The organism is Wenzhouxiangella sp. YN1, assembly GCF_056324145.1.
Genome location: NZ_JBJNIO010000053.1, coordinates 1 through 10897 on the forward strand (window position 1 = coordinate 1; position 10897 = coordinate 10897).

Here is a 10897-nt window from a genome sequence, read left to right on the forward strand (position 1 = left end):
GGTCAACGATCTGGAAAAGTCGGGCTACGGTGGCCCGATGCCGCCGGAAGGTCACGGTGTGCACCGCTATTATTTCTGGGTGCTGGCGCTGGACAAGGCCACCGATCTGCCTGCCGGGCTCTCGATGGCCGAGCTGCTCGAACAAGTCGAGCCGCATCTGCTCGGTATGAACCGCCTGGTGGGTACCTATCAGCGCGACTGATGTGGTGAGAGGTTCATCCCTGAATGGTACAGCGGCCTTGCCTGAGGTTCTGGCCGCAGTGCGTACCCTGCGTCGGCTGCCGTGGTTGCTGCTTCTGGTTTCGTCGCTGGTTCTGGCACAGAGCGTTGAACTGGAAACAGCCAGGGAATTGCTGGATTCAGCTCCCGACCGGGCGCTGGCAATTGCGCGTGAAGTGCGCGAGCAAGCGACGCATGACGCTGACGAGAGGCTGCTGGCACAAGCCCGCGTCGTTATCGCCGAAGCGCTGAGCGCGCTCGCGGCAAACGATGAAGCGATCGCCGAAATCCGGCTGGCGGTCACGTGGTTTGAGCGCAACGCCAACGGCAGGTTGCTGGCCGAGGCGCAGAAGGCAGCGGGTGACATTCATCTTGCAGCCAATAACTTCGAAGCAGCGCTCTCGGCCTATCAATCGGCACAATCAGGCTTTGAAACGGCTGGTTACGCCCGAGGCATGGCCGAAGTGTTGTCGTCAACCGGAACCCTGTTCTTCTATCAAGAGCGCTACGACGACGCCTACGACTACTATCGTCGATCGAAAGCGGCCTTCGAGGAGATCGATGGTTTCGAAGGGGCAGGTCGACAGCTCGCAAACATTGGCAACATTCATACTGTGCGCGGCGATTTCGAGGCAGCGCTATCGGCCTATGAAGAAAGCCTTGCGCTCATGGAACAGCTGGGCGAGCGCCAGTCGGTAGCACGAATTCTGAACAATATCGGCGCCACTTATGAGCGCAAGGGCGAGCCAGAGAACGTGGTGCACTGGTATCAAAGGGCGCTTGAGCACTACCAAGCCATCAACGATCGTCAGGGCATATCCGAGACTCTGTCCAATCTTGGCGTAATCTTCAGAAAGCTCGGGCGCGTCGATGAAGCGCGCAGTCATTTTGAACGTGCGCGTACTCTGGCGGCGGAAGTTGGCAATCTGCGTGCTCGAGAAACTGCAAGCCGGGAACTGGCGAAGCTGGAGGAAGCACAGGGTCGGCCGACTGTCGCGCTGGCGCTGCTGCACGAGGCCTCCGAGATCCGAGAAGAGCGCATGTCACAGGAGCGTGCGGAGCAGATCGAACGGATGCGCGCGCTGTTCGACAATGTGCGCAAGGAACGCGAGCTGGCCCAGTTGCAAAAACAGCGACAGACGCAGCGCATCATGCTGATGTTCGGTGCGGGCTTGCTGCTGTCGCTTTTGGCGATGCTGACAATGCTGATACATCGGTATCGTGCCAACCAGCGCGTGAACCGGCTAATGGAGCAGAAGAACGCCGAGCTGGAAAAGTTGCAGGTCGAGCTGAGGGAAGCCGCGGCGACAGACTATCTGACCGGAATCCGAAACCGCCGCGCGTTCCTGCCGATCCTGGAGCATGAACTGGCGAGCCTGGCGCGCAGCAGCAGCAAGTTTTCTCTTTTGTTTCTGGATATCGACCACTTCAAGAAAGTCAACGATGAGCATGGGCATGAGGTGGGTGATGCGATACTTCGCGGTGTCGTTGACCGTATTCGCAGCGCGCTTCGGGTGCAGGATGCCGTCTGTCGCTGGGGCGGTGAAGAGTTTGCCGTGCTACTGCCATCCACTGACGCTGCAGGGGCGCAGGTTGCGGCGGAGAAGATCAGATCAGTCATTGCCTCTGAGCCCTTCGATGTCGATGGAAACGCCATCGCTGTTACCGTGACCATTGGCGGGCTGGTTGATCCTCGCCCGGACGATGGTGTCAACGACCTTATCGATCGAGCTGATCAAGCCCTGTATGAAGGCAAGTACAGCGGGCGTAATTGTGTGGTGCTTGCAACGCACCCTTCGGCATCATCTAGTTATTAAAAACGTGAGCCCGGCAACTTGAGGAATTCAATTTCTTCTTTCGTGGAAGCACGGTTGAGTATCTCATTCCGATGCGGGTAGCGACCGAATCGATCAATAATGGCCTTGTGTCTCAGTTCAGGCTCGTATCGAGATGGTGCGTGCTGCCTGAATAGGGTCTCCGCCTGTATGTGGATAGTCCGGGATTCGCTATGCATGTACGGCATCAGCAGAAAGCTGCGTTGCTCTTCGCCGAGCTCGGACAGCACGCCTGCGGATACAGCCTCCTGAGCCAGCACCAGCGCTGCTGAGTCCTGGGCAAAAGCCAGCGGGGTGTTTCGATAGATGTTTCGTGACAATTGATCCAGTACGATAATTTCAGCCAGACGCCCTCTGGCTTTGTCACGCCAGGTGAACAGTTCGCCGGCAGCGGCTTGTTGAAGCAGGCCTAGAAAGCGCTTTCTCAGCAAGGCATCGAATGCCGGATCGTAGCATCGCCACTGATTTGGATCGATTTCGTCGAACCAGAATACAAGTATCTCGTCAAGCATTTCCAATCCTGATAGCTCTGCCATTCAAGTGGGCAGGGTTTGAGGGTTGAGGCAGCCTTTTCTGACGCGCCTCTACGCCTGACTCAAGACGGAGACATGGCCCTGGCCCTGCGGCTCTGTCCGCGGGTCATGCGCTCCTGAAAGCCAGGACACAGATGTCGGCGAACTGTATTCCCTAATCAGGTTGAAGGGCTGGAGGCGCCCATCTGCGCCCTGGTTTTCACTGCTCGAAATCGCTGAAGAATATCAAATCCCCAAGGCCCTCACGGGCACATAGGCCGTTGATGCAGAACGGGTGTGTCTCCGGGCAAGCCGAGCAAGCTTCTCCGACGACGAAAGGGTCCGTTCCGTAAATGTTCCCGGCGGGCGAATAGTTGCACACAGTCCCGGCAGCGGCCGTATAGCCGCACCCGACCTTGGAAGTGCTCGACCACATCACCTGAGTATAGTGGCCGACCATGCCGGAGCACCCATCCGTGCCATGATATCGCTGCCGCTCGGAGCAGCCGTCATAACCCGACGATGCGGGCCAGACAAAGTCGGTCCATATGTTAACGGCACCGCCAGCGGTGCCGCCCGAATCAGGTGCCCCTGAATACCAATTCTCGCCAACCGCGCCGGAGCCGCCACAAGCGGCGTAATCCTGGTTCCGGTCCGGGTTGTGCGTGAACCCCCCCTCCTGTGTCTCGATGTAGGCTTGAGCGACGCACTCGAGTTTCATGTCGTATTCCATCTCGAGCATGGCCGTCGCCGTGACCGGGGAAACGAAACCCGGCCCTCCAGGCCCGATCGCATCACGGCGCAGGCGATTGTGTTCTGCAACAATGTGGTCGCGCAGTTGCGGAGTCATCTGTGCCGGTGCTTCGACCGGCATGAGCAATAGCAGCAAAAAAGAAACGAACAGAATACGCATTGGGAAGGTCTCGATGCGATGCAGCCTTGGGGCGTAAACAAAGCATAGACCCTCTATTTCCAGAAATCCAGAAGTCTCTGCAGCTCACTCGGGCGACCCGGCACCCGAAGGCAATCTGGCGCTGACGGCTTCTGCACCGAGAGTATTGTCACCGGCCCGCCAGGACGGGTTAGAGTCAGTGGCCATGAGTTCACTTTCCCCATCGGCGTCTGTCTGGAGGGCGGCCGGGATGCCGGCCCTGCTCATCGTTACCGCGGCCGGGTTTACCGGATTTTCCGCGCTGCTGCCGATTGCTCCGCTGTGGGCCGTGCGCGGCGGCGCGGATGAAGCCGGGTCGGGCCTGGTCAACGGGATCCTGATGCTGACGACCATCCTGACCCAGCCGTTCGTGCCCGCTTTGCTGCGCCGGTTCGGCGCTGGTCGGGTGCTCGCCGCCGGGCTTGTCTTGCTCAACGGGCCCGCGCTGCTGCATCTGTTCTCCGACGAGCTGCTGTGGATTCTCGGGCTTTCGGCTTTGCGCGGCGTGGGCTTCGGGATCATTACCGTGACCGGCTCGGCAGCGGTCGCCACGCTCGTGCCGCCTGCGCGCCACGGCGCAGCGATCGGTGCTTATGGTGTCGCCGTTGCGGGCCCCCAGCTGCTCCTGCTTCCGGCCGGGCCGTGGCTTGCGGACGCCATCGGATTCTGGCTGGTGTTTGCTATCGGAACCCTGCCGGTGCTTGCGATCACGGCAACGCCGCGGCTCGCGCGGGTGCTGCGGGAACACGAACGGACTCACTCTTCGGTTGGTGAGGCACTCTCCCCGGAGGCCGCGGGGCAGCACGATCAGGCAGGTGGGCTCCGCGAAGGGCGGCTCGGATACCTGGCCCGCGCGCTCCTGCCACCGATGGTTATCCTCATCGGCGTGACGCTTGCGGGCGGGGCGCTTCTCACATTCGCTCCGCAGATGAGCACGGTCCCGCCTGCAACCACCGCCGGACTGGCGCTGCTGACGGCGGCTGCGGCGCTGAGCCGCTGGCGCCTGGGGGCGCTCGCCGACCGCCACGGCGCGCGGGCGTTCGTGTGGCCGCTGATCCTGTTCACCGGCGCGGGCCTGACGCTCGCGGCCGCGGCGGTGACTGACCCCGCCGCCACGCGCGTGGTGCCGCTGCTGCTCGGCATGACGCTCGTCGGGGTTGCCTACGGGGGCCTGCAGAACCTCACGCTGCTGCTCTCGTTATCGGCGGTGCGGCGGGAGGAGTACAGCACCGCGAGCGCGGTCTGGAATATCGGTTTCGATTCTGGCACCGGAATTGGATCCGTTCTCGTGGGAACCCTCGCCGCCGGGCTGTCGTTCTCCACCGCGCTGCTGGTGGCCGCCGGGGCCTCGCTGCTGACGCTTCCTGTCGCGCTGCTGCAGCGGCGGCGCAGCGCGGTCGCCGCGCGTGTTCGGTGAACCGGCTCTACCGAAAAAATCAGCGAAACCGGGGCGTCTCTGAGCGCCTCCGATTTGCCAAGCTGATGAGGGACGCGGTTCGTGGACATGATGGCGTCGTGCAGGGCATCCTCTCGGCCGGTAATCGTTGGTAGAGAGCTCAGCACGAATCCTGGGTGTTGAGGATTCGGCCGGGTTTGTGAAGGTGCTGAAGGCCCATGGTTTGGGAAAGTCCAGAGCGAATGGCTGCGACCGGTCATGAACCGGCCGCAGCTGTTTATTGGCAGTTGCCGTGCTGTGCTCTGGTCTTGATCAAACAGGCAAGGCCACCAGGGGATTGCCGTACATGGGGTCATCCTTTTGGGACGCCAGGGCCTTGTCCAGATCCAGCCCCAGCGCCTTGGCTACGCCCGCGCCGTAGGCCGGATCGGCAGCGTGGCAATTGCGGATGTGGCGGAACTTGATGAATTCGGCCGCATCACCCATTGCGCGTGCAGTGTTGTCGAACAAAACCTGCTGTTGCTGGGGCGACATCAGGTTGAATAGCTTGCCGGGCTGCTCGAAGTAATTGTCGTCGTCTTCGTGAAAGCTCCAGTGTTTGGCCTCGCCTTCAAGTTTCAGGGGTGGCTCGGCAAATTCAGGCTGAGCCTGCCACTGCCGGTAGCTGTTGGGTTCATAGTGCGGAAGGTCGCCATAGTTGCCGTCGGCCCGGCCAGTGCCGTCACGGTGGTTGCTGTAGACCGGACAGCGTGGTTGGTTGACCGGTATCTGATGGTGGTTGACGCCCACTCGATAGCGCTGCGCATCGGCGTAGTTGATGAGGCGGTTTTGCAGCATGCGGTCGGGGCTGGCGCCTATGCCGGGCACCAGGTTGGCAGGTGAAAACGCCGCCTGCTCAACATCCGAATGGTAGTTTTCCGGGTTGCGGTTGAGCTCGAATTCGCCTACTTCCACCAGCGGGTAGTCGCCCTTGTACCAGACCTTGGTCAGATCAAACGGGTTGTAGGGCATTTTGGCTGCGTCGGCCTCGGGCATGATCTGTACGAACACCTTCCACCTGGGATAATCGCCACGTTCGATGGCCTCATACAAGTCGCGCTGGTGACTTTCTCGATCAGTGCCAACCAGCTCGGCCGCATCTTTGTCGGTGATGTTTTCTATGCCTTGTTGGGTCTCGATATGAAACTTGATCCAGAAGCGCTCGCCCTTGTCGTTCCAGAAGCTGTAGGCGTGTGAACTGAAACCATGCATGTGGCGATAGCTTTTGGGGATGCCGCGATCGCTCATGGTGATGGTGACTTGATGAAGGGCTTCGGGCAGCAGGGTCCAGAAATCCCAGTTGTTGTCGGCGCTGCGCATATTGGTGCGCGGATCGCGCTTGACGGCCTTGTTCAGGTCCGGAAACTGGCGCGGGTCGCGAACAAAGAATACCGGGGTGTTGTTGCCTACCAGATCCCAGTTGCCTTCTTCGGTGTAGAACCTGAGCGCAAAGCCGCGAATGTCACGCTCGGCATCGGCCGCGCCGCGTTCGCCGGCCACCGTGCTGAACCGGGCGAACATTTCGGTTTGTTTGCCTACTTCGCTGAAGACCCTGGCGCGCGTGTATTGGCTGATGTCGTTGGTAACGGTAAACGTGCCAAACGCACCCGAACCCTTGGCGTGCATGCGCCGCTCGGGGATGACTTCGCGCACGAAATTGGCCAGCCGTTCATTGAGCCAGACATCCTGGGCCAGTAGCGGCCCGCGTGGCCCCGCTGTCAGACTGTCGCGGTTGGTGGGTACTGGTGCGCCGGCGTTGGTGGTGAGGTGCGTGATCGGGCACTGTGACTTTTTGCGCGAATCGCTCATGGTCGTCCTCCAGCAATGCTTTAAACCAATGTTGATTTATTCTGTGCTCTCCAAGCCGTTTAAGCAAATTGATTGTCGGTATCGAATCAATAGCAATTAGCCATAGTGACGGGTTGGTTGGCAACCCGGCATTGGCGCCAGCCGGCAAGGCCGGTTAGTGGAGCCGACGTCCTCCCCAAATGGCGTACCTTGATTGATTGACGAGCGTTTAGCCGTGGCACGACGCCCCGGCTGTTCGCGCGCTGTATCTGACCAATCCCGAAGATGACTTCCTTGGGCCGCTGGGCGGGCTCAAGACCGTTGGCTCCCCGGTTTGATTGAGCTGGCGGCGACGCAGATCGCGTTCAGGCTTGCGGGTGCGAGCGCAAAGCCGGAGTCCGCTGGTGTCTTGGTGATCCGGTCGGTCCGGAGCGCCGTTCGGGCGCCCGGAGTTTGCGGTTGTTGTCTCAATCGACCTCAGCTGTATCGGTCCAGCGCTTGAGCCAGTCGTTGACGGTGCTGTGCCACTGGACGCTGTTGTGCGGCTTGGCGACCCAATGGGTTTCGTCGGGAAAGCGCAGGAACTGGCTGGGAACACCCTGCCGCTGCAGGGCGGTAAACGTCGCCAGGCCCTCGGATAGCGGAATGCGGTAGTCATTGTCGGAGTGGATGACCAGCATGGGCACCTTCCAGTCTTCGACGTGCTTGATGGGGTTGAACCTTTCGTAGGCCGCGGGGGTTTCATATTCCGGCCCGCCGTGTTCGTGCTCCATGAACCACAGCTCCTCGGTGGCGTAGTACATGTTGCGCGTGTCAAAGATGCCGTTGTGGTTGATCAGGCAGCGCCACGGCTCGTTCCACTGGCTGGCGATCCAGTTGACCATGTAGCCGCCGTAGCTGGCGCCCAGCGCGCAGGCGCGGTTTTCATCCAGGAAAGGGTATTTCTGCAGTGCTGCGGCCCAGCCTTTCTGCAGGTCTTCGAGCGGGCGGTCGCCCCAGTGCTGGCTGATGGAATTGGTGAACTCCTGGCCATAGCCAGTCGAGCCGTGAAAGTTGATGCCCACCACGGCAAACCCCTGCCCGGCATAGGTCTGTGGGTTCCAGCGATAGTGGAAGTCGTTGGACAGGGCCCCTTGCGGGCCGCCGTGAATCATGAAGGCAACCGGGTACTTACGGTCTTCTTCGTAGCCGACGGGCTTGACCACGAAGCCCTGCACTGATTCGTCGTTCCAGCCCTCGAACCAGAACCACTCAGGCTCTCCGAACTGCACGTTCTTGAGGGTTTCCTGGTTGAAATGCGTCAGTCGCTCGGATGCTTCTGCGCCAACAAGATACAGATCGGTCGGGTGCTGCAGATCCTGATGGCCGGCAACGACCTTGTTGCCTGCCACATCGAAGCCCGTAACCTTGCCATTACCAAGCAGTTTTTCGACCTCGCCGCTGGCGGTGTCGACGGCAAACAGGGGATGGTTGCCCTCATCGTTGGCGCTGGTGTAGAGCGTTTTACCGTCGTCGGAAATACGCATGGGGCCGGCTGATCGATCCCAGTTGGGAGCAAGTTCGCGGCTTGTTCCGGTGTTCAGATCCAGTGCCATGATGGCAAAGCGGTCGGCCTCGAAACCGGGCACCGACATGGCCAGGTAATACAGCGTCTGGCCGTCAGGCGAGGGCAGGGGGAAGGCATCCCAAGCGTCGTTGTCGGCGGTGAGATTCTCGGCATCGGAAGAGCCGTCCAGCGCCAGGCGGTAGATATCGAAGTCGGTCGACCAGGGTTCCTTGGCGCCGGCCAGCCTGACGCTGAAGTAGATGCTTTCACCATCGGGCGCGAAGGCAAACTCGGCGCTGCCGCCAAACGGTTTCGACGGCATGTCACCGTCCAGCCCGGGCGTCAGCCAGCGCGGCTGGCCAAGCGTGCCGTCATCGTTGAAATCGGCAATGAACAGCTGCGAGCGCCGGCCGTCGTTCCACTGGCTCCAGTGGCGCACGAACATCTGGTCGTAGAGCATGCCGGTCGCAGGGTTGTCCGCACGCTGTTTGAGTCGGTTGCGGGTGCAGGCCAGGGCATTTTCTGGCTTGCAGTCCATGAACACGTCGATGGACAGTAGTGCTTTGTTTCCGTCCGGGGAGAGCCTGAAGCTGTTGATATCAATCGGCAGGCTGCTGATTGGGCTGGCTGAGTCGCCGTCTGCCGGCAGGTGCCAGAGCTGTTTGATATCGTCATCGCTGGCCAGAAAATAAATACCGGAGGAGTCCGGGCTCCACTGCGGATCGGCTGCACCAACATCCTCGCCCACGCGCTTCGATGGCGACCTCTCCGTCAGCGAAGCCGTCCACAGCGAGGTTTCCGCCTTGTTGGCTTGGTAATCGGTCGAGCGAACGGCAAAGGCGGCCGTCTCGCCGTCTGGTGAAAGCGCCGGGGCACCCACTCTATCCAGATTAACAAGATCGTTTGCGTCAAACGGCTGCGGCGCCGCCCACACCGCCCCGCTGAGGATCGCAGCGGCAAACAAGCCTGCAGTTTTCATCATTCATTCTCACTTCATGACACAATTGTGCATGATGCACAGTGCGTGCCCCGAGGGCAAGCAGCCATCGTTTTGCTGAAATGAACTCCTGATGATGCCCATGGAAAACGCCGTCGCAATGTGGAAGAAGTCGCTTTCCCGGTTGATCATGATCGAGAACAAGACGGAGTGGGACAGCCTCGACTTTCTGTCGCGCTGGCTGATTGCAACCCGCTCGGCAGTCACCATGATCACGTTTTATTCCTGCGCGGTTGGTGGCTTGCTGGCCTGGCGCTACCTGCATGAGGCCGCCGAAACAGCCGGGGCGTTCATGAGCCTGCTGACCTGGGTCATCGTGACCCTGGGTTTATTCGTCGCCCACGGCGCCAACAATCTTCTCAACGACTACACCGACTACACGCGCGGCATCGACGACGACAACTACTTTCGCACCCAGTACGCGACTCATCCGCTGGCGCAGGGGTTCTGGAGTCGACGGACACAGCTCGTCTGGTTCTGGCTGACCGGGCTGGTGGCCGCTCTGGCCGGTATTTACGCACTCTTCTATACCGACTTTTCCGCCCCGGTGTGGTGGTTGTTCGGCTTCGGCGCAATGGTCCTGTTGTTCTATACCTACCCGCTGAAGAACCTGGCGCTTGGTGAGTTTTCCATACTCCTCATCTGGGGGCCGTTGATGATTGGGGGCGTTTACTACGTACTGACCTCGCACTGGAGCTGGCTGGTGATTCTGGCCAGTCTGCCCATTGGTCTGGTGGTGGCGGCGGTTAACGTAGGCAAGCACACCGATAAGCGTTTCGACGACGTTGAAAGAGGTATGCGCACGCTTCCGGTAGTCATCGGCGAGACGGCTTCGCGGTATCTCACCATGGCGATGATCCTGCTGGCCTACGTCATTGTGATTTTCATGATTTTCGGCCTGTCATTCTTCACGCCGGTCATGCTGCTGATACTGCTGGCCATCCAGCCCGCCCTCCCGGCGCTGCGGCGCCTGTCGCGGCCGCGGCCTGCGGAAAGACCGGCTGACTATCCCGCTGCCGTATGGCCTCGCTGGTACTCTACCGTCTGCTTCGTGCACGACAAAGCATTCAGCAATTGGTTTGTCATTGCCCTGCTGTCGGATACGCTGATTCGTGTCCTGTTTCCTGACTTCTGGCGCTGAAAATCGAGTACGGCGCTCGTGCGCACAGCTATCTGATCTGAGCCCGTCACGATCTTGGACAGCGCCTGGTTGCTCCTGGGTCCTGGGCAACAGCGTGTTTGTGTTTCTGAGCCACCGCCCCGAGGATTAACAGGTAGGTTGATAACGGGTGTGCGGTCGATAACCAGGCTGCACGGCCCTGACTTATGCGGAAAACTACCCAAGGAGATTTACCATGGTTTTTGCACTCTCGGATATGCGCCTCAGCAGCGAAGCCTTCGAGGATGGCGGTCCTATCCCGAGCCGGCATACCGGTGAGGGAGATGATGTATCACCGGCGCTTTCATGGCGGGGCGCTCCGGAGGGCACCAAAGGCTTCGCCGTGATCTGCCACGACCCGGACGCGCCCCTGGTGCAGAACGGCAGCTATGGCTTCGTTCACTGGGTGCTCTACAACCTGCCGGCGTCGACCACCTCGCTGGACGAAAACAGCTCGGAGGGAACCGCCGGGGTC

At 60.4% G+C, this 10897-nt stretch carries 9 protein-coding genes; 5 read left to right on the forward strand and 4 right to left on the reverse strand.

Going from position 1 to position 10897, the window contains the following annotated elements:
- A partial coding sequence (locus tag ACEWQZ_RS00200; protein WP_476481054.1) for a YbhB/YbcL family Raf kinase inhibitor-like protein occupies positions 1–202 on the forward strand: 202 nt, incomplete at its 5' end.
- Between the two features lie 37 nt (positions 203–239).
- A complete protein-coding gene (locus tag ACEWQZ_RS00205) occupies positions 240–2036 on the forward strand; it encodes a diguanylate cyclase (RefSeq protein ID WP_476481055.1) in 1797 nt (598 codons plus the stop codon).
- Here ACEWQZ_RS00205 and ACEWQZ_RS00210 read toward each other — a convergent pair.
- Both ACEWQZ_RS00210 and ACEWQZ_RS00215 read right to left on the reverse strand, forming a co-directional pair.
- Complete coding sequence (locus tag ACEWQZ_RS00210) at positions 2033–2566, reverse strand: DUF924 family protein (protein ID WP_476481056.1); 534 nt, start codon at positions 2564–2566, stop codon at positions 2033–2035. The two genes, ACEWQZ_RS00205 and ACEWQZ_RS00210, sit on opposite strands and share 4 nt — an antisense overlap.
- A 220-nt stretch (positions 2567–2786) precedes the next feature.
- Positions 2787–3479: a CAP domain-containing protein gene (locus ACEWQZ_RS00215; RefSeq protein WP_476481057.1), complete on the reverse strand. Its 693-nt coding sequence runs from the start codon at positions 3477–3479 to the stop codon at positions 2787–2789.
- 229 nt (positions 3480–3708) lie between these two features.
- Between ACEWQZ_RS00215 and ACEWQZ_RS00220 the strand changes: the two genes are divergently transcribed.
- Entirely contained in the window at positions 3709–4914 is a 1206-nt protein-coding gene (locus tag ACEWQZ_RS00220; RefSeq protein ID WP_476481058.1) for an MFS transporter, read from the forward strand.
- Positions 4915–5205: 291 nt separating this feature from the next.
- Here the strand turns inward: ACEWQZ_RS00220 and ACEWQZ_RS00225 are convergent, their stop codons facing one another.
- Entirely contained in the window at positions 5206–6741 is a 1536-nt protein-coding gene (locus ACEWQZ_RS00225) for a catalase (RefSeq protein ID WP_476481059.1), read from the reverse strand.
- Between the two features lie 446 nt (positions 6742–7187).
- On the reverse strand, positions 7188–9248 hold the full coding sequence (locus tag ACEWQZ_RS00230; protein ID WP_476481060.1) for a prolyl oligopeptidase family serine peptidase: 2061 nt from the start codon (positions 9246–9248) through the stop codon (positions 7188–7190).
- Positions 9249–9336: 88 nt separating this feature from the next.
- Between ACEWQZ_RS00230 and ACEWQZ_RS00235 the strand changes: the two genes are divergently transcribed.
- On the forward strand, positions 9337–10404 hold the full coding sequence (locus tag ACEWQZ_RS00235; RefSeq protein WP_476481061.1) for a prenyltransferase: 1068 nt from the start codon (positions 9337–9339) through the stop codon (positions 10402–10404).
- A gap of 214 nt (positions 10405–10618) precedes the next feature.
- The coding region (locus tag ACEWQZ_RS00240) for a YbhB/YbcL family Raf kinase inhibitor-like protein (RefSeq protein WP_476481062.1) at positions 10619–10897 on the forward strand (279 nt) is incomplete at its 3' end.

What these genes read in the sequence shown, in the direction of transcription:
- ACEWQZ_RS00230 (WP_476481060.1), bottom strand. Translation starts at nt 9,248, where the DNA reads ATGATGAAAACTGCAGGCTTGTTTGCCGCTGCGATCCTCAGCGGGGCG.
- ACEWQZ_RS00225 (WP_476481059.1), bottom strand. Translation starts at nt 6,741, where the DNA reads ATGAGCGATTCGCGCAAAAAGTCACAGTGCCCGATCACGCACCTCACC.
- ACEWQZ_RS00220 (WP_476481058.1), top strand. Translation starts at nt 3,709, where the DNA reads ATGCCGGCCCTGCTCATCGTTACCGCGGCCGGGTTTACCGGATTTTCC.
- ACEWQZ_RS00235 (WP_476481061.1), top strand. Translation starts at nt 9,337, where the DNA reads ATGATGCCCATGGAAAACGCCGTCGCAATGTGGAAGAAGTCGCTTTCC.
- ACEWQZ_RS00210 (WP_476481056.1), bottom strand. Translation starts at nt 2,566, where the DNA reads ATGCTTGACGAGATACTTGTATTCTGGTTCGACGAAATCGATCCAAAT.
- ACEWQZ_RS00215 (WP_476481057.1), bottom strand. Translation starts at nt 3,479, where the DNA reads ATGCGTATTCTGTTCGTTTCTTTTTTGCTGCTATTGCTCATGCCGGTC.